This is a genomic window from Bartonella sp. ML69XJBT (genome assembly GCF_028618515.1).
Lineage (GTDB): Bacteria > Pseudomonadota > Alphaproteobacteria > Rhizobiales > Rhizobiaceae > Bartonella.
Genome location: NZ_JAQITB010000027.1, coordinates 1 through 20,382, shown reverse-complemented (window position 1 = coordinate 20,382; position 20,382 = coordinate 1). Strand labels below are relative to the sequence as shown.

Genomic DNA, 20,382 nt, shown 5'->3' with positions numbered 1-20,382 from the left:
AGGGTTTGAGAAACTGAAAGCCCCCCCTGAAAATCCAATTTAACATCTCCGCCTCCATAAATGCTTTCGGCATCAATCATGCCCTCCCTACTTTGGAGATCAACAACCCCTTGGTTGCTCAAAACAAAGCACCCAAGCCCATTTCGCGACGCCGCCCGTGAAGGATATAACGGTAAATCCATTGAGCACCCCCATCTTTACGCTTATGAAGAAGCAAGCCGGCACCATCATTATATTTGCCAGTGCCCAATGTTGCGACAGATCTTGCATTAAGACGGTTCATAAGAGCCATTTTTAATCCTTTCTTATATAATTTTTACCCACACGCCAGCCCCGCTTGTGACATGCAAACAAGTGATTTTCATTGATTTAAGATAAGCAGGTTTGAAATAAGAGAATCTTAGGTTATTCGGGGTTCTAATTCAATATGAATAACGCTAAATTATCATTATAAATCAATGCCTTGTCCGTGATTGGAAAGATGTAAAAGATAATATTATTCATCTTAAAACAGAAAAAAGTAAATTCCAAACAGATGTTTTTCTTCCCATTTTACCAGAATTAGCAGAGACACTTAAAATTGGTCCTGTTGGAGAAGAAACGTTCATCTGTAGTAAAACTAACAAAAAATTTATCAAAGGAAGCTTTGGTAATGCATTTAAAGAGGCTTGTGATGCGACTGGAATTAAAAAATCAGCACACGGATTGAGAAAATTAGCAGCAACACGCGCCGCTAATTCCGGTGCAACAGTATCACAACTCAAAGCAATTTTTGGCTGGACAGAAGACCAAATGGCATCTCTTTATACAAAGAGCGCAGACCGTAAAAGATTAGCACTAGAAGCAATAAAAAAGCTCCAAAAAAGTTAGGGATAGAGGCAAAAAAAACGTAATAGAATCAGAATCCACCAATTCCCTTATATTCAACATAACTTTTTGATTTTATTTGCTTTCTTTTTGCCTTCTAAAGCTTCAATAAACGCAGGTTAGCTTATCCTAAAAAATTTTACGACAACACTCTATTTTCTAGAAATTCTCTAAAATTCTTGCTACTAGCAATGATAAAGAATAGCAATTAATCTGCATCGATATCTTTTACAACCCAGAAACTGCCATGTTTTTGTCCCCGAGAGCTAAGAGAGAATGTAAAGGGCTGTGCAAGGCTGTTAGCAAGGCACTCAACATCTCTACAGAGGGTTGCTGAACTATGACTTTTTCGCAATTGTGCCTGTAATGTAAACGCATTTTGCTGATTTTGCATGACAGTAGATACAATCCTTCCCCAAATGGATAAACTCCAATCTGCTGTACGCAGCAATGATTCTGTTATCTTTATCGTACCATCTGAAAAGATGGTTTGAATATTCCAAAAATCAAAAGCTGTTGAAAGGGTATCCTGATTTATTAAAAGAAATTGTTCATTTTTTGAAAGCTTTGTTTGTAAATCATTTAAATCATATCCTAATAGTCGACCAGAAGACATACTCAGTGCTAATTCACCTTGCATTTTCGCAAAAATTTCTGACCAAGAACGAGCGAGCGTTCGTACCATTACGGTAAAATTCGTTTTGCTCTGTGCAAATGGGACAATCCCTAAAACCTCTGAAGCAGTCTGTATATCAATGGAAGTCCCTGTCGCACGTCCTTCAAGTCGCATTTTTTCACCAGCTGGTGCAATTTCAATATTGCTTTGCAGTAATCCACCAAAAATATTCGCATGACCAAGATCAAACATACCATACCCATTTCTTATTTGTATCGCAGCAGCCAAATTCGTAAGCACAATATTGCCTATTTTTGCTTGCGGTGCAGAAAGCCGTATATCCACCCCAATATGATCAAAAATTCCCCTATTAAGGAGCAGATTCTTCTTGTTAATGGGCAAAAATGCTGATCCCAAGAGGTTAAAATCGAGGTTATCAAATGCTAAAGATCCCATTATAATTGGTACATAGTCCTGAAACTCAACTTCTAAAGCTCCACGCGCATTTGCTGTTCCTATGGTAAATGTAACATTATCCATTTGGATGTGCCTTGGCTGTGCTAAAAAATCAGATTCCCATATGATAGGCGCTCTTAACTTATGTCCCCAAAACTGATTGCCCCCAATCCAAGATAACGTCTGACTCCACCCCGGAGAACGCATTAGTATTTTCCCGTCAAAAATATAATATTCAGACAATCTTGCCTGTCCTATAAAGGTTGTACCACCACGCACAGAATTGAGACTTGCCTTAACTTGACTTTTCCCTCCTGCTAAAAGCAGCAACGCTTGATCGGCATTAATGGATAACTTTGTCAATTCTCCACGCCAACGAGCATCTGCACGAAACCGCGCTTCTTTGGTCAATTCTGGCCAATCTAAAGTCGCATTTAATCCTGTTATTTTTTCTGCTATATTAGAGATACTATCATGATATACGAGCACACCATTCTCAATAGAAATCCGCCCAAAAGGCTGGTTTAAAAGACGATCTATATCTGGATGATCCGGATTATGCTTCAATATTTCACGCGCATTGCGTATTGCCAATCCTAATGCACCTTGTGATCGTGAAAATCTCTCAAAAAAATCCGCGACTGTTGTAATAGGTTTTTCCATAACAAACTGAGGGTGTACAATGCGCGTTTCCGAAAAAGAAATATGCCCTCGCAGCAGATCTATCAAAGAAAGATCAACTTCTATGGATTCAGCTTCCATCAACGGTACAACATGATTCATTTTTGCTGTTAAAGTAACACCGGAAAGATATGCTTTAGGATAGGGAAAAAGATTCAACCGCGGTGGATCACGCAATTGCACATTATAGCCTGTCCATGCACTTAACTCTTGTGCTAAACGAATACGAATCATATCTGTAGACACAAGATAAGGTAAAATGAGAATACCAACTCCAAATACAAAAGTAATTGTAATAAAAATCCCGCTCAAAAATTTTATTATTCTGGCGCGCACAATATTCCTCTACAATTTTACCCCAGTAACAAATTAAAAAATAACCTAAATGATTGTAAAAAAATTCTTATAATCTTAAACTTTGCTCTATCTCATTTAGTAACTTCATTATTCTTGTTCTTATCCAAAGTTTATTCAAACAGCAATGTTGCTGCTTTTTTACAAAGCAATTATTTTAAGATCTTCTAAAAACTATAGAATCTATATAAAACTATCGAACCATTCTTATAGCTCTTATATGAATATTGCATAAAACTCTATTGTATTGTCAGCAAATGCTTTACACAAAAATAAACAGCCCTATCGAAAGGATCTCTCTCATGAATCATATTATTGACGGAAAAAAGCTCGCTGAAGAGATTATTGTAAAAGTTAAGGCTGAAACAACAAAACTCCGTAATCACTGTAATATACAACCTGGTATTGCCGTTATCATTGTCGGAGATGACCCTGCAAGTCAAGTATATGTCACATCAAAAAGCAAAAAAGCCGAAGAGTGTGGTTTTTTTTCAACCAAACATATGCTTTCCAAAGAAACGCAAGAACAAGAACTCCTCCAACTGATTGCAACATTAAATTCTGACCCTAAAATTCATGGCATTTTGGTGCAACTTCCTTTGCCCTCACACATCAATACGGACCGCATAACACAAGCTGTTGCTTTCCAAAAAGACGTTGATGGTTTTCATTATATCAATATAGGAAAATTGGCAGCCAATGCCCTTGAGGATGCTATCATCCCCTGCACACCAGCTGGCGCCATGATGATGATTGAAAAACAATGTGGACAAGACTTATCTGGTCTTGATGCTGTTGTCGTTGGTCGTTCTAACATTGTCGGAAAACCTATGGCCGCCCTTTTAACAGCAGCCAATGCCACTGTAACAATAGCCCACAGCCGTACCCGTGACCTTGATGATGTGTGTCGTAGCGCCGATATTTTAGTAGCAGCTATAGGGCGCCCACAAATGATTAAAAAAGACTGGATTAAAAAAGGTGCCGTTGTAATTGATGTCGGCATTAACCGCATTACAGCTCCAGAAAAAGGTGTGGGGAAAACGCGTCTTGTTGGTGATGTCGATTTTGAAGAAATAAAAGAAAAAGCAGCCGCAATTACCCCAGTTCCAGGAGGGGTTGGACCTATGACAATCGCTATGCTGATGGTTAATACGCTTAAAGCAGCTGCTCGAGCACACAATTTACCCGTACCCAAATTTTAAATATTGATTGTATGCATATCGCTGTCATTTTTTTCGTACTTTATTCATGTCATAAGAACAGAGGCCCCTTGATCCGCACGATTAACAGACTGACGAAAAACATGAAAAAGCTCACGCCCAAAACCGTATTTATTCTTTGAAAGATCAGGAGCTACAATTGAACGCGCGTTAAATTTTGATAAATCTTCCAAAAGAGTTAGCTTCCCCACATGCGCATCGAGACAAACAATATCACCATCTTGCAAACGTGCAAGAGGACCATTATCCAAAGCTTCTGGTGTGACATGAATTGCGGCAGGAATTTTTCCTGATGCACCTGACATACGACCGTCCGTTACTAGTGCTACCTTTTGCCCTTGATCTTGTAAAACACTTAAAATTGTTGTTAATTTATGAAGCTCTGGCATACCATTGGCTTTTGGTCCTTGATAACGTATAATAGCGATGAAATCTTTATCATTCAATGACCCAGATTTAAAAGCCTTTTGCAATTCCTCTTGATCATTAAAGACAAGAACAGGAGCTTCAATACGCCAATGTTCAGATTTAACAGATGAAACTTTCATAATAGCTGTCCCTAAATTTCCTGACAAAACACGAATACCGCCCTCAGGCTGAAACGGCTTTCTCCACCCTGTTAATATTTTATGATTAGCACTTTCATTCATAGCAGGCTCACGTACTATACGACTATCGGCATAAAACTTTACTTCAATTGCATAAGAATTCAGACCTGTACCAAAAACTGTGCAAATATCTTCATGCACCAAACCCGCTTCAATGAGCTCGCGAATGACAAATCCCATACCACCAGCTGCGTGAAAATGATTGATATCAGCTAAACCATTGGGGTAAATCCGTGCTAAAAGAGGAACAACTGACGAAATTTCTGCAATATCATGCCATGTCAATCGAATACCGCAAGCAGCAGCCATGGCAATTAAATGAATCGCATGATTGGTAGATCCTCCCGTTGCATTTAAACCTACAATAGCATTCACGAAAGAGCGCTCATCTACTATCATACCAAGTGGACTGTAATCATTGCTAAGAGCTGTCATTTCAAGTACACGCTTTGTTGCTTCCTTTGTTAAAGCATCACGCAATGGTGTATTCGCATTGATGAAAGCGCTACCTGGCATCTGTAGCCCCATCATCTCCAATATCATCTGATTTGAATTAGCAGTCCCGTAAAATGTACAGGTTCCTGGTCCATGGTAAGAACGTGCTTCTGATTCCAATAATGTTTGACGATCCACCTTATTTTCCGCGTAAAGCTGGCGTATTCTCGCTTTTTCATTATTGCCTTGACCACTTGTCATGGGACCAGCAGACACAAAAATTCCTGGTAAGTGACCAAATGTTAGCGCACCAATCATTAAACCAGGTATAATTTTATCACAAACCCCAAGATACAGTGCAGCATCAAACATATTGTGTGATAAGCTTATAGCAGTGGCCATTGCAATCACATCTCGTGAAAAAAGAGAAAGTTCCATCCCCGCATTCCCTTGTGTTACACCGTCACACATCGCGGGAACACCACCTGCGACTTGTGCGACACCACCCACTCTGCGGGCAACCTCTTTAATTAAGCGAGGAAAAGACTCAAAAGGTTGATGTGCTGAAAGTATATCATTATATGCGGTAATAATACCAATATTCCCAACAACATTACGCTTCAAACGTTCTTTATCTATTGAACCACAAGCAGCAAAACCATGCGCTTGATTGGCGCAGCCTAAAAAACTCCGCTTGGGATGATTGGTCTGTGCACTCGCAATACGATCTAAATAAATTTCTCGCGTTGGTAGAGAACGTTCATAAATCCTTCGTGTAACCTCAGCAATTGTCTTGGAAAGTGCCATGTTTTTCCCCTCTTTACTTACAGATCTCATCATGGGTGAGAGAGACCACGTATCATCTACATCTGTTTCATCTATTCACTTCGCTTATTTCATTTTCATCGGGAGACCAATAAACCTGAACAAGATGATGGGCATTGCGTAAAACCGCACGAACAGGCATTTCCATTTCATATCCATCTTGGCAAACCGCTTCAAAACAATTGCGTTTCTGAAGACCTTCAAAATGGAGAATAATGCAACGAGATTGAATGATAACTGGCAAAGTGAGCGAGAGTCTTGGCTCAATAGCACTTTTTGCATGAAGTGGTAAAACGAGTGCTCGTGTTTGAAGATCAAGAGCTTGCTTTAGACGATCCGAATCAGGAAAAAAAGAAGCCGTATGTCCATCATTCCCCATTCCTAAAACAATGACATCAAAGGGCTGAGGCAAAGTATTGATACGACTAGCTGCCGAAAAAGCAGCAAGCTCAACGGTGCGGGCCTTATGATAAAGCCCTACAAAATGCGCTTTAGCTGCAAAATTTTGTAATAAATGATGCCGTACCATATGTTCATTGGAACGCTCATGATGAGCAGGGACAAAACGTTCATCGACCAAAGTGATAATAATATTTTGCCAATCAATATCAGCTTTTGATAAATAATGAAAAAATAGTTTTGGTGTTTTTCCACCAGAAACTGCTAAAATTGCGCGCTTACGTTCCAGAACCGCTACACTCAATTCTGCTGCAACATGATCAGCTAACGCTAAAGCAAGGGTCGTTGGTGTTTCAAAATTTAAGCGGTCAATATTTATTCCATGCATAGTGATTGCTCTAAACCAAATTATTCCATATCCGTCCATCCCGTTCCATCAAAAGTGCCGAAGCAGACGGTCCCCATGAACCAGCACTATATCCATGAATAGGCTGTTTTCTTACCCTCCACCCCTCAAGAATAGGGTCAATCCAACGCCACGAAGCTTCAATTTCATCACGACGCATAAAGAGTGTTTGATCTCCACGAATAACATCCATCAATAAGCGCTCATAAGCATCAGGATTACGCTGAGAAAATGCAGACGCAAAACTCATGTCCAATGGAATATGACAAAACCGCATACCACCAGGACCTGGATCCTTAATCATCAACCATTGCTTTACGCCTTCATCAGGCTGGAGACGAACAACAAGCCGATTAGAAAAAATCTCACCCGAATCTACATTAAAAATATTATGGGGGATGGATTTGAAAATAACAACGATTTCAGACATCCGCGTAGACATACGCTTACCGGTTCGTAAATAAAAAGGTGTATCTGCCCAACGCCAATTATTAATTTTAACTTTAAGTGCTACAAATGTTTCGCTCTCGCTGGCGTTTTTCCCTAGATCGTCAAGATAAGATCCCACAGGCTCACCCTTCAAGACACCAGAAAGATACTGCCCACGTACAGTATGGTGCTCTACATTATGAACATCAAGAGGTGTTAAAGAATGTAAAACTTTCAGTTTTTCATCACGCACAGCATTTGCTCTATTGGTAAATGGTACTTCCATGGCCACTAAACAAAGCAATTGCAGCATATGGTTTTGCACCATGTCCCGTAATGCACCTGCACTTTCATAATATTCCGCACGCCCCTCTAACCCTAAAGATTCAGCAACCGTGATCTGAACATGATCGACATAATTGGAATTCCATAACGGTTCATAAAGTGTATTAACAAATCGCAATGCCATCAAATTCTGAACAGTTTCCTTGCCAAGATAATGATCAATGCGAAAAATTTGATCTTCATGAAATACTTTTGCGAATATATCATTGAGTTCAATTGCTGTTTTTTCATCACTGCCAATAGGTTTTTCAATGATAATCCGTGTTTGCTGTGTCACCAAACTTTTTTGCCCTAATCGCACCACAATATCACGAAAAAGTGACGATCCAACGGCTAAATAAAAAGCCCGAATATCCGCTGAACCTTTTGACAGTAATAAAGCCAGATCTCGCCATCCTTGGTTTGAGGTAACATCAATAGAAACATAACTTAAGCGCGCAAGAAAACGGGTAAGTTCAATTTGATTGAGATCTTTTTGATGAACATGTTTTTCTAAAGAAGTGCGAACAAAATTCTGGTACTCTTCATTGCTCCATGGAGAACGTGCAATCCCAATAATGCGCGTTGGCTCACTGAATTGCCCAACACACTGACAATGATAAAGAGCAGGGATGAGTTTGCGTGATGTTAAATCGCCATTACCACCAAAAACAATACAATCAAAGGGAGAGACTGGAATAATTTTACTCACCATGAATTTGTCTATTTTCCCATTCAATTATAAAAGCTGAAACAATTTAGAGAGGCTCCCACCATTAAAGCAGATAGATCTTAAACAAGCCATTAATTTTCTTCATTGTAAAGGGTATTTCATTAAAAATGATCTAGTAAGGAAAACCAATGCATTGCCAAAAATACCAACGGATAACGCAAAATTTTCCCGCCTGGAAAAGACGAAATCTTTAAGTCTTGAAAAGAGGAAAAACGCTCACGTTTTCCAGTCAGCCATTCAGCATACAATTTCCCTATAAAAGGAGCAAGTATAACACCATGACCTGAATAACCACCACAATAAGTAATTCTTGAGAAAAGTTGTCGAACATAAGGCATTCGTTCAACCGTGATGGCGACCGTTGCACCCCAATGATGGGTTAGATTAACAGAGTGTAGCTGAGGATAAATTTCAGTAATCTGGCGTTTTATACGTTTTTCTAAATTTGCAGGATATTGATTATCGTAGCTTTCTACTCCACCAAATAATAAGCGATTATCCATGCTTTTGCGAAAATAGCGAACCATAAAACGAGAATCATCGACTGATTCGCCCCCTTGAAGAATCGGGCTGTCTTTCTCTAACGGTTTTGTTGCTCCAATATAAGAGCGAAGAGAAAAAATCTTTTTCTCAACAAATCCTTGAAGTCCAAGCTTATACGCATTGGTCGCAAGTAAAACATGCTCCGCTCTTATATTCCCCCGTTTTGTTATCACCCTCCAATGGTTACCATTGCGCTCTAACCCAGTTGCTTGGGTTTTCTCATAAAGCTTAGCACCAGCATTTTTCGCATTTTTTGCTAACCCAACAATAAGCTTTAAGGGATTAATATGACCCGTATCGGCATCATAAATACCACCATGATAAAAAGAGGAACCAAGCCGTTTTACTGTTTCATCCCTATCCATAAAAGTAAGACCGTAATAACCATAACGCTGCATCGTTTCTATATGCCGTTGATAAGATGCTCGTTCACGTTTTTTATGGGTAACAGAAAGCTGTCCTCGCATAAAATCGCATTGACAATTGGACATTGCACACCAAGATAAGATATCTCTTTTGGCTTCTTCAGCTAAATCAAACAGAGCCTTGCTTCGCTCAAAACCATATTTTTTCTCTAGTGTTTCTACCCATTGCCGTTGCCCCGTTCCTAATTGCCCACCATTGCGCCCTGAAGCACCATCACCAAAACGTGAAGCTTCACACAAAACAACATGCACTCCAGACTTCGCTAAATGGTAAGCAGCCGAAAGTCCGGTAAATCCACCTCCAATAATAATCACATCACACTGTATATTTTCATTTAAAAACGGATAAGAGGGGCGTTCTTCTAAAGTGTCCTCATACCAAGAAATTCCTGGAGAAATCGGATTATAATCAATCATCGTGATAAACCTCAAACATTAAGCAAGAGATATTCGCGCTCCCACGGGCTAATCACTTCCATAAAAGTTTCAAATTCCTGTCGTTTGATTGCAGCATAAGTACTGACAAACACATCTCCTAAAATAGCACGTATCGCTCTATCTTGTTCAAATAAATTGACTGCTTCAATGAGACCACGCGGTAATTCAATGCTATCAGCATTCACATTACTTGTTGTTGGCTCATCGGGTTCAAGCTTTTGCTGTAGCCCAATGAGACCGCAAGCCAAAGAAGCCGCAAGCGCTAAATAAGGATTAGCATCTGACGAGGGAAGCCTATTTTCAACACGCCGTGCTTGAGGAGCAGAACGAGGTACACGAAATGCTGTAGTACGGTTATCATATCCCCATCGTAAATTAACCGGTGCTGAAATATCAGGCATAAGACGTCGATAAGAATTTACATAAGGAGCAAGCATTACAAGTGCTCCTGCCATATGTCTTTGTAATCCACCAATAAAATGACGAAAACAGACACTTTCTTCACCATCCTTTTGTGTAAAAATGTTCATACCTGTCTTCTTATCAACAACGGATTGATGAATATGCATCGCAGAACCTGGCTGCCCTTGAATAGGCTTGGCCATAAAAGTAGCATACATATTATGCTTTAGTGCTGCTTCACGAATTGTTCGTTTAAACATAAAAACTTGATCGGCTAATTCGATGGGATCACCATGGCGTAAATTGATTTCAAACTGCCCTGCCCCTTCCTCATGAATGAGAGTATCAATCTCCAACCCTTGCGCTTCCGAAAAATGATAAATATCATCAATGAACTCATCAAATTCATTCACACCGGCAATCGAATACCCTTGTCCCCCACCAATTGAACGTCCAGAACGCCCAACTGGAGGAACTAAAGGATAATCAGGATCAGGATTTTTCTGTACTAAATAAAACTCAATTTCTGGTGAAACAACCGGCATTAGATCCATTTGTGTATAAAAATCAACGACTTTTCGCAAAACATTTCGTGGTGTGTAATCGACAACATGTCCATTTTGATAGACAAGATCACAAATCACTTGTGCTGTGGGAGCATCTTCCCATGGTACAATGCTTAATGTAGACAAATCAGGCTCAAGGCGTAGATCACCATCTGTTTTGGGATATTCAAAACCATGACCATCTTCAGGATAATCTCCTGAGATTGTTGCGACAAAAACCGCTGAAGGTAATGCCAATGATGTTTCCGAGGTAAATTTTTTAGAAAGCATCATCTTGCCACGGGGTACCCCCGCTTGATCAGGGGTAATACATTCAATATCTTCTACATTACGGAAAGCTAGCCAATGCGAAACTTGCTGCCAATTGCTTACACCTCGTAATTTTTTAAGAAAACCAGAAACAGGCTTAGAGCCCTTTTTTTTCATTTGTTTACCATTTTTCACAACCATAACACACCAATTTTAAAAACAATCAAAGCCCGCTATTATGGTATCATTTCATGTTTAAGCGTTACTAAAAATCCTTATCAACTTAATTTTTAGAGAATATGCAACTCCCATCAAGGCAAAAGAGTCCTTGTTATTATTATAAGCTGCTTATCATATTAAACATAGTGAAAAATAACACTGCGTGCGATACATCTGTGCTAACATTCTGTTTATAAAAAACAAAAGTCCTAAAGCTATTCTGGCAAGCAATAACCGTATAAAATCTTATAGTGGAAGCTCAACGTAATTATGATAGCTCTACTTTTAATGTCCACAAAGAAGCGATACGCATCACCACTTCTGCTTCCTAAATCTATACAACAAAATACCCAATCATAGCTTCTCATTAACTGCGCCTTACCGCAACTGCGATAAACGCTTGAGACAACGAGAAGCGCTCAGCATTCGTGGACAGCTGAACGAAAGGCAAATTTCCTATTCTGCTAACAAATCTAGCTTGATTGAAAACACCACCCTCCTCAATGATTTTCCTGCCCCTCTCCAAACGCTGTACATATGACTTCTTATTTGCCCAGCTGAATCTTATTCAGCATTGACAATTTACCTCATCGGTACAAACTGACACAGTATATCAAGAAATACTTTTTTAGCTAATCATACATTATAAAGCTATAAATATTCTGATCATGAAAAACTCCGTTTAACAATTCAGCTTTTTTCAATCTTCCCTCAAGCTCAAAGCCGCAGCGCTGTGCTACTGCGTTGCTTTTTTTGTTGTCTACTGAGCATGTTATGACAAATCTTTTTATTTCGCCAGATTTCAAATAAAACTGTATCAAGGCCTCCACAGACTTAGTGATAATCCCTTTTCCTTGAAGTTTTAAATCAAGCCAATAGCCGATATAAGCGGTCTTATTACCACTGTCAATCCTATTGAAAGAAAGTAATCCCACTGGAACTTCATCAAACAAAATAGCATATGTTTTTCCATCATTCTTCTGATGTTGCAAAAAGCAAACGTCAAGAAAAATAGCTTCATCATATTCATTCGTAACATAACGTGGCCAAGCCATATATTGACTGAATTCCTTTCTATTACGATCTATAATATTAAAAAGTTCGGAAGCATATCTCGAGGACGCGGGTGCGAGTTGAATATTTTTATCCACACTAATAGCTTCCTCTCTATACAATAAATCTACTCGCCCAGCTGGTAAGGCATTTTCTGCAAGCCTAGCTGTTACGATTTCTTTTTTGTATAAAGCGTAGACGGGAGGTTTAAGACGCGTCCATTCATTAGCAGTTTGTAAATCATAAGAACCGCAACCGCGAATAATAAACAACTGATCTTTGCCCAAACCATAATCTGCCTTGGGAAAAAGGCAGTCATTTTCAAAACAGTTAAAACCTGCTAATATCTGACCATGTTTACCACAAGCGTTTTTTTTCTCTTCTAACGGCACAAGCAAATGATGCCAAACACGCACAGAAGGTATCCAGTTAATGCCAAGATTTGTCTGTATGATATCGACCTGATCGCGCTTTTTAATACTTACAGTTCTTCCTACAGCATAACCATGATCTTCGCTGATATACCTACCAAGCTCAAAAATCAATTTCCATCTAGCAGGTAAAGTGAGATCTTGTTCAGATAAAACATTAAAAATTTCTTGGAAAAACTCCTGTGGTTTTGTAGCCGTAACTTCAGCATCTGCTGAAAAGGAGTCTGCTGGAAATCCGCCCCCCATATCAAGATACCCTCCCTTAGGCATATTTTTTAAAAGGAAGGGAAGCCAATCACGCAAGTTCTCAATAATTCGTGCCGAACTTTCTAGATTCGCATCTATATGAAGATGAAAGCCCTTAAGATAAACATTCTTGCAAGATTGCAGCAAGGGAACGATTTCTTCCTCAAATTCTTCCACTGTCACTCCAAAACGAGAACGCTGGCTATCTTTGTAAAAATGCGCCAATCTTAAGCCCAGACCCACTACGCGGTCAGTATCAGAAACCAGATCAATTATGGCCTTGAGTTCGTGCGGACTGTCGACATGAATGAGTGCCTTTTCAGCAATCCCTTGAGAAAGATCTTTGAGAGATTTATAAGGTCCATCCAATACAATCCTATCGCCAGTAAAACCCGCCTTTAAAGCTAGCTGAAGCTCATCTGCCGAGCATACTTTTGCACTGAGTCCGTGCTCAGCGATTAGTCGCAACAACAAACCTAACGAGCATGACTTAACCGAAACAGCAATAACTGCGTCCAGAAAATATTGCTGACAGACCGCTTGCAGATACAGAACCCGTTCCAGCGCCGAATCAACATCGAATATAAAAAATGGCTCGTCGCCATAAGGCTGGCGTTCACGCAGTCGTTTAGCTGCTGTGATGATATTTTGAGCTACTATTTTTTGCTCCATAACTGTATGGTAACTCCCTGATAATCTCGTTGAGCATTAAGAGGAGCACGGATAGCAAGATATCGCTCATAAAATGCATCCTGTATATTTTCCTCAAGCGAACAAATGAACTTATTTTCAATTCTAATATATCTACGAAGATTGTCTTTAAGCTCATCATAGGATCAAGACGATAATTCATAATCTTTTTCTTGATCCAGTTCCAATCCTGCTTTGCCCAAAAAGTCATGCCAATAATGCAGCGTCGAAGCAGGATCAGATTTGAACCCTATGGCGCTATAAACGTCAGTAATCATTTTATCGCTAAGCGCCCTTCTATAGTAAAAATTTGAAGTACAAAGAACACCCTCTACTTTCAAAACACGACTGACCTCAGACAGCGGTTGTTCTCTTGCTTGAAGAAATGCAAAATCACATCCACCAAGTACATGAACGTTTCTGCATAAAAAGGAAGGCTGCAGGCGTCAGAAGCTTGATAGCGTAAACGACTATCCGCAGCAAGCTTAGCGGCCAACTCACGAGCAATAATGATTGCTACTTCATATATATCAATGCCCTCTGCAGAAGATCCAGTTTTTTCAAAACAATAACGCGAACTGTAACCGGTAGAGCCAGCAAGATCTAACAACACAGAATCGCGATGAATGCCTGCATGCTTGATCTCATAATCAACAGTATAATTACCACTGGGCGGCGTATTATCCTGTTTCATCAGCGCTACAAAATCAAGATACTCATCGAACAAATGTCTTCAAACTTCGCAAATGTATCACTAAGCTCCATCATATAATTTTCTCCTTATAGGATTTCTTTAAAACAGCTCTCCAGCGCAAAGTAAAGCCTTTGTTCTCCCTCTCGCTTTAAAAATACCGCAAATCCGGCGTGTAAGAGCCTAAGAGCGTCACGATTTTAAACCTCCTTGGCAATTTAGAAAATAATTTTACTTCGGAGCATTATCATTGGTGTTACGCAAATTCTTTCTCAATATTACTCTTATAAACCACATGATCATACACGCTTTTCTCACTCGTCCCAGCGCTCCGTTCTAAATTCGCCAAAAATCGCTCCTTGCAAAACATTCTTGCAACGCTATAGTCTTGGTCAGTTCGTTTTAAATATCTAATACCATCAATAGTAAGATTGACATGCGCTTTATTAAGGGTTTCCTCCGCGCACTCTAAAAAGCTTGTGATTTCTTTGCAAAATCTAATATATGCCCACTCTTTAGCAAAACATCAATATTATAAGATTCTTGATCTGTTCGCTCCGATACTTCTGGCTCATAGCAGCACAATCATTTGGCGCATTCAAATCGGTCAGCATCTCTACTAAAAACGATGGACAGCTATTCATTTCGATGAAATCCATATAAGATGACCCACACACTATTTTTTTCTATGTCTTTATGTAAGTAATAGGCAAAATTCTATTCAACTGTATCTTCACCCTCAAAACTGCCCATCTTTTATTAACTTTTTATCAGTATAAAACCAAGCCAAATTAAGCGGGATAATTAAACATATACAAAGCAAGGCGAAACAAAAAGCTGCTTCTATACAAACATTATTCGCCAACCAACCTATCAGCACAAGCGCTAAAATACCCAAAATACGTGCAAGGAAACTAACAATGGATAAAACCGTATTCGCATTCTTTTGTTGAATATGTTTTAAAAATTCTGCTTCAAACTGCGTTAGGGGGACAGAAAAAAAACTGTGAAATACGGTGAATAAAATAAGGGGAGCCCAACTGTTTGCAACGAGAAGCAAAGCAAGCATAACAATAGCACTCAAGACCAGTGAACATAAAGTTATCGCCATAGGAGCATATTTTTTTATAAGATATTTAATGACAAAGCAATTAAATAAGTATTTCATGAGAGTATAAGACACAAAGCACAAACCAAGAATAAGAATTCTAGTCTTTTCTGTTGCATTGTCCAATGCTCCTGCTTGTCCTAAAATAAAAGGTTGCCAAAAATGAAATATTGGCTGCAATGCAGCAACAAAGAACCCGAGTCCCTTGGCTGACGTCCCGAAACGGATGCAATACCTATCCCCCTCACCCGACTAAACCAGAATACAAGCACGAGAAACCCGAAAGAACAAAAATAATATGCCGACTGATAATTACCCATACACACAACAATAAAACACCTAGCGCACCAGCAACCATATTCATGAATGCTGTCAGTTCCGCTTGTTGAAGAATATTGTAAATAAAAACAAAATAAAGTCAATAGCTTGTGTGCAATTATTTTATATGCACCCCCATCAGAATCCACACTTTTATACGTGATTCATTTGACCATTTTTTATAAACAATTGCCATGTATGAATAGATCATAAAAAGCAAATCATGATGCAAATATTATAACGCATGTGTGCATTCAAATGAAATGAAAAGCAGCTACCATTCATAACAGTTCATAAATTTTATGATACGTTTTTATCACTCAAAAATCGCATTGTTAAAAACTCAATCGTTTAAAATTATCGATAACATATGTTTAAAGATTACATCTTGTTTTAATGATTGGATTGGTAATCGCATGATACAAACAAAATTAACGGTCACCAAAGTTGGCGAGCGCAAAATCTAAAGATGTTATAGTATCCTATAAGCAGGTAATTATACAGACATATCATCACAACAGATATGAAATTCACAATGTTATGTCTTATGAAGCGAAAATCTTTTAATGAATATGGTGTATAGTGAGTTTTAAATGATGGAACTATATTCGCTTCCACAAAAAAATGGAGGCGAATAATGCCGTAGAAGTAGAATACTATATACCTTAGACATAGTAATAAAAAACGTTTCAAAAGTTATAGTTTAAAAGCACTCACTCCAAAATTAATGGCAGCTATTGAGATAAAGATAAGCAAGCAAAATTCAAAACCATTGTAAGATCTAAACGCATAGGATTTTACTAAATTTTTAGAAAACGCAACACTGTTTAAAATTTGAAACTGATGTTTTATAACAGCTATAAACTTAGTTATCATTTGCTCTTAAGAACGTTTCATTTACGAAAAACAAAGATCTAGATTTTACAGCAGAGCAAATCTTAAAAACCTTATATTCTAAAAGCGTTTGTTTATTTGTCTTATGAAAAGCTACTTTTAAAAAACAATGCACATAAATATAAAAAACGGGTTTTGTTATAGATATTCCTTTGACACGCATGTCTCTTGATTATTAATATAAAGCTACCAAACGTTTTGATTTTAGAATGTCAGTTATTTGAATTCACTCAGCTCTATTTTGAGCTTAGTATTTTAAAACGTTTTAAAGACGCATTTTGATCATGTGCTTTATTTCAAATGACTCCCTTTAAATATGAGAGCGTTTTATTGATAGGTTTATAAAAATCAAAAGCATTTAGAAACTCTCTCATTCAAATGAGTGATTAAAATTATACCCATCATTTACGTTCCTTTTGATAAGTTTTAATCAATAGATAAAGAGCGCTTGCAATATGATACGTTTTGTATATATGCATTTATTATAAGTTTATATTTTTTAGTTATATTTCTATTTAAAAGCCGCGTCTCTTAAAGGCACGGCTTTTTTTGAATTCTCTCTTTTATGATGCGTTTATAGCTACCAAAAAGACGCCCCTCACGCCGTTCTTTATTCTGTTTTATCAACAATCTTTACGATATGATCATTTTCGTAAACTTCGCAATTTTTTGGTACCAACTTTACTTTGCTTTGCTTGTTTAATTTGGCATTGCCATAGACCTTACCCCAAACCTTAGTATAATCAGTCACCTTAGCATTGCCATGACGATTATGTGGTTGGCTTCGGGACGTCAGCACTGTCGATTCTCGGCTCACTCGTCACACGAGCCAATCCCAGTCGAAGCGCATATATGACCGACATACAACTTAAAGGAAAATCCAAAGTATACTACAATTGGGTATCAGCGGAGCAACAAGCCTCCAAGGCTTTGTGTATGCGGCTACCTTATAATGGCTATGCCAACAAAGAAAGAATTGACTGGACCGCACTCCCCTCTTTCGTATACAATAACCTACAACAGCTCATAGACGCAGGTTTCATCGCAGAAAGTGATAACGATCTCCAGCTGACACAGTGTGGTTGGCAATGGTATTCCAACCTCATGTATTTTCTTCTACCTCAAGCAGATAGGGATATCTTGGACGACTATGTCGCAAACATGCTGAATACAACCGCCGTACTTGATGGACCAGCGGAAACCTGTGTGGCATCTCAAGGAGAAAAGAATGTTCACGCTTTTTGCCAATAGGAACATACGCTATTTTTGCCTAACCGTTAGTCTACTCGCCTTACTCAGCGGTGCTTTGCGCACTGCCATCCCGCTATTAGCAAGACAATCTGGATATGGCGTAGTCGGAGTAAGTTGGGCGCAAGGACTCTTCTCATTAGCGTGGCCAATTTTCGGCATCCTTGCAGGCGTTTTACTTGATCGCTGCGACAAAATAAAACTTGCCACCTCGGCTCTCCTCATCTTCATGCTACTGCATATTGTACTGTTCGTACTGCTTATGATACAGATTGCTCCAGCCGAACAAATTTTCTTCTATGCAACCATTGCTGGATTCATCGTCGTTTCTGCCGAAGCTTACATCATAACAATTCCACCACTTATCATGGAAGGAGAACGATTGATGACCTTCTACTCAATTGTCTTGTTTTTAGATTTCGGTGTCTCCTATTTTCTTGCCCCAATCATAACAAGTAGTATTTTAGCGCATAGCACATTGCTATTTTTCGGCCTGTTAATCGTGCTTTTTATCACGTTGATTTTTACCGCTCGCCGTGCTGTTCCGACATCGCCAGCACTTGATAAAGAAAACATCTCTTTCCGTTATATCATTGCCGGCTTTCGTTTCATTTTTTCAAATCGGCATCTCAGCTCCCTTACATTACTCACATTCTTTCTATCGGTGGTATTTGGAGCATTCCTAACCTCGTTCATCTTCTTCATTACCGACGGTCGGTATTTGGGCCTACATAGCAGCCAATATGGCGTGATGTTTGCAGCCTACGCGCTTGGTACAATGGCAGGTGCCCTCTTTGCGCCGCGTATACGCTATGCACCGGTACGCCTAGCTGTTCTCACTGACAGCTTAGGAACGGTTGCCTTGCTGCTGATTCCTGCCTTTTCAAAAAGTGTTCTCGTCGTATGGGGCGTTACCTTTATCGCTGGCGTTGGAGCAAGCTTATGGTTTATTGGTGTTACCGCCTTCAGGCAGCGTCTCACACCAAAGCAACTTCTCGGGCGAGCTAATTCTGCTTTTCGGGTGATAGGCTATGCTGGAATGCCGGTCGGAAGCTTTTTGGTTGGCGTCCTTGGTTCTTTTATATCATTGCAATTTGCTGCAGCCTTTATCGCTGGTCTCTTATTGGTGGCTATCGCGATAACGCTTCCATTTCTTTGGCAGGCTGATTATATAGACACACCCAACCCTGCCACAAGGTAACAGCTGCTTTTTAAAAAAGACACGATCGGAAAAGGCACACATACCCTATTACGCAATCAATTGATCTGTTCTTTGGACGAGGAAATCATCACCATAATGGCTGATAGAGCTAAGGAGCACTATGGAAGCAGTGAAACAAGCACTAAAGGCAAAATAGCCCCTTTACGTTGATTGGGCGATGATCTCAACGCCCCTAATGAAGGCTGCAGAGAGCTTATAGCATACGGAGCGCAATTCTTAACTAAAAACTCCGCCCTAGCAATGCCCACTTATACCCCAGTTAATCCATCATCCACTATTATACTCATCGTTGTGCTTCTCCGTTACGCTTAGTATAAAATATGTCTATGAATATTTCTTTTGTATGTCGCAATTCCTTTTATCTCATTTATTTCTGTATCCTCTGCAAATTTACTTTCATGCAAAGTGTCGTATAAGCTGTTCTCTTTATTGTTTAAAGTTTCTTGTGCTTGTTTTATCTCTTTTCGCTTACGCAAATTAGCTAGATCAATTCGCATTACCACATTTTGACATTTTGCTTTTTTTGCCTTGCTTTGCAAGAGCAATAATTTCGCGCTCTAAATTGGCGCGCTGTTTCGCATAATTAAAGACGGCGATTTTCTCTTTCTTCTTGTGCGTTATTATGGCACTTACAAACATTATCAATAAGCTTATCAATTGGCACAAGCCCATCCAAAATATGGCTATATTATGGTTACTTTCACATTTCTAACAAATAAAAGCACTGAATCGCCAATTTGACGATGTCACCATGGGTAATTTTAAAATTGCTTCACATGCGGCATAGCCAAACAGAATTTAGAAAAAACTCAATAATGGCGGTGTCTACCAACTATATGCCTAAGCTTGTTGTTACTATAAACCTACTGCACGCCCAAGCTTACGGATTTGCATCTTATGTCTCATCATAAGGTGCACTTGCACACTCAAAAGCAGAAATTCTCTATTCCATTGAAAATAAAGCAATAAATCTAAAAAATACCTTTTTAGGCAAGATTTCTGCTCATTAAGACGCTTTGGCTTTTTTGAACAAAAAAAGGAAAAACACGAGAGAAAGGCTTTTTGTTCTGTTACCACTCACACGTAAAAAAAGGCCAAGAAGCGCGGAGTTCTTAAGGGCAATAAACAAAAGAAATGAGAATAGTCGCACAAAGCTAAATGCCACTGCACATGATACATCGGTGTTAACGTTCTCTTTAAAACACACAGATCATGACAATCAGCTTCAAAAAACAGCCTTACCAATGAAATACTAGCGAGAGGGTTGCGTGCACAACGCAATAATG

15 protein-coding genes and 2 pseudogenes are annotated in these 20,382 nt (G+C 39.1%); 4 read left to right on the top strand and 13 right to left on the bottom strand.

Features of this window, described 5'->3' with window-relative positions; all coding sequences use genetic code 11:
* Window positions 1–124 precede the first annotated feature (124 nt).
* Window positions 125–292 (bottom strand): annotated as a pseudogene (locus tag PVV68_RS07575) (integrase); the annotation flags it as partial.
* A gap of 182 nt (window positions 293–474) precedes the next feature.
* Here PVV68_RS07575 and PVV68_RS07570 point away from each other — a divergent pair.
* A pseudogene (locus PVV68_RS07570) lies at window positions 475–870 on the top strand (tyrosine-type recombinase/integrase); the annotation flags it as partial.
* 205 nt (window positions 871–1,075) lie between these two features.
* Here the strand turns inward: PVV68_RS07570 and PVV68_RS07565 are convergent.
* A complete protein-coding gene (locus PVV68_RS07565; protein ID WP_273721514.1) occupies window positions 1,076–2,956 on the bottom strand; it encodes an AsmA-like C-terminal region-containing protein in 1,881 nt (626 codons plus the stop codon).
* 320 nt (window positions 2,957–3,276) lie between these two features.
* Between PVV68_RS07565 and folD the strand changes: the two genes are divergently transcribed.
* On the top strand, window positions 3,277–4,176 hold the full coding sequence (gene folD / locus PVV68_RS07560; protein WP_273721512.1) for a bifunctional methylenetetrahydrofolate dehydrogenase/methenyltetrahydrofolate cyclohydrolase FolD: 900 nt from the start codon (window positions 3,277–3,279) through the stop codon (window positions 4,174–4,176).
* A gap of 44 nt (window positions 4,177–4,220) precedes the next feature.
* Here the strand turns inward: folD and edd are convergent, their stop codons facing one another.
* The 11 genes from edd to PVV68_RS07505 form a co-directional block, all read right to left on the bottom strand.
* Window positions 4,221–6,044 carry a phosphogluconate dehydratase gene (gene edd / locus PVV68_RS07555; protein ID WP_273721510.1) on the bottom strand — a complete coding sequence of 608 codons (1,824 nt, stop codon included), beginning with the start codon at window positions 6,042–6,044 and terminating at the stop codon, window positions 4,221–4,223.
* Window positions 6,045–6,111: 67 nt separating this feature from the next.
* The gene (pgl, locus tag PVV68_RS07550; RefSeq protein WP_273721509.1) at window positions 6,112–6,849 is read right to left on the bottom strand and encodes a 6-phosphogluconolactonase; all 738 of its coding nucleotides are present in this window, start codon (window positions 6,847–6,849) and stop codon (window positions 6,112–6,114) included.
* Window positions 6,850–6,859: 10 nt separating this feature from the next.
* A complete protein-coding gene (gene zwf / locus PVV68_RS07545) occupies window positions 6,860–8,335 on the bottom strand; it encodes a glucose-6-phosphate dehydrogenase (protein WP_273721507.1) in 1,476 nt (491 codons plus the stop codon).
* Between the two features lie 119 nt (window positions 8,336–8,454).
* Complete coding sequence (locus PVV68_RS07540; protein WP_273721505.1) at window positions 8,455–9,738, bottom strand: FAD-binding oxidoreductase; 1,284 nt, start codon at window positions 9,736–9,738, stop codon at window positions 8,455–8,457.
* 11 nt (window positions 9,739–9,749) lie between these two features.
* Complete coding sequence (locus PVV68_RS07535) at window positions 9,750–11,177, bottom strand: glutamine synthetase family protein (protein WP_273721504.1); 1,428 nt, start codon at window positions 11,175–11,177, stop codon at window positions 9,750–9,752.
* A 650-nt stretch (window positions 11,178–11,827) separates the two neighbouring features.
* On the bottom strand, window positions 11,828–13,597 hold the full coding sequence (gene rimL / locus PVV68_RS07530) for a 50S ribosomal protein L7/L12-serine acetyltransferase (RefSeq protein ID WP_273721502.1): 1,770 nt from the start codon (window positions 13,595–13,597) through the stop codon (window positions 11,828–11,830).
* Between the two features lie 164 nt (window positions 13,598–13,761).
* A complete protein-coding gene (locus PVV68_RS07525; RefSeq protein WP_273721500.1) occupies window positions 13,762–13,893 on the bottom strand; it encodes a hypothetical protein in 132 nt (43 codons plus the stop codon).
* A gap of 59 nt (window positions 13,894–13,952) precedes the next feature.
* Window positions 13,953–14,309, bottom strand: a complete 357-nt coding sequence (locus PVV68_RS07520) for a class I SAM-dependent methyltransferase (RefSeq protein ID WP_273721499.1) — start codon at window positions 14,307–14,309, stop codon at window positions 13,953–13,955.
* A 148-nt stretch (window positions 14,310–14,457) separates the two neighbouring features.
* Window positions 14,458–14,523 carry a hypothetical protein gene (locus PVV68_RS07515; RefSeq protein ID WP_273721516.1) on the bottom strand — a complete coding sequence of 22 codons (66 nt, stop codon included), beginning with the start codon at window positions 14,521–14,523 and terminating at the stop codon, window positions 14,458–14,460.
* A gap of 522 nt (window positions 14,524–15,045) precedes the next feature.
* Window positions 15,046–15,594, bottom strand: a complete 549-nt coding sequence (locus PVV68_RS07510; RefSeq protein WP_273721497.1) for an MFS transporter — start codon at window positions 15,592–15,594, stop codon at window positions 15,046–15,048.
* Between the two features lie 1,642 nt (window positions 15,595–17,236).
* The gene (locus PVV68_RS07505; RefSeq protein WP_273721496.1) at window positions 17,237–17,425 is read right to left on the bottom strand and encodes a hypothetical protein; all 189 of its coding nucleotides are present in this window, start codon (window positions 17,423–17,425) and stop codon (window positions 17,237–17,239) included.
* Between the two features lie 137 nt (window positions 17,426–17,562).
* Between PVV68_RS07505 and PVV68_RS07500 the strand changes: the two genes are divergently transcribed.
* Together PVV68_RS07500 and PVV68_RS07495 are read left to right on the top strand one after the other, a co-directional pair.
* Window positions 17,563–17,877, top strand: coding sequence for a hypothetical protein (locus PVV68_RS07500; protein ID WP_273721494.1), 315 nt, complete (start codon window positions 17,563–17,565; stop codon window positions 17,875–17,877).
* On the top strand, window positions 17,855–19,075 hold the full coding sequence (locus PVV68_RS07495; RefSeq protein ID WP_273721492.1) for an MFS transporter: 1,221 nt from the start codon (window positions 17,855–17,857) through the stop codon (window positions 19,073–19,075). Before PVV68_RS07500 ends, PVV68_RS07495 begins: the two co-directional genes overlap by 23 nt.
* Window positions 19,076–20,382: the final 1,307 nt, after the last annotated feature.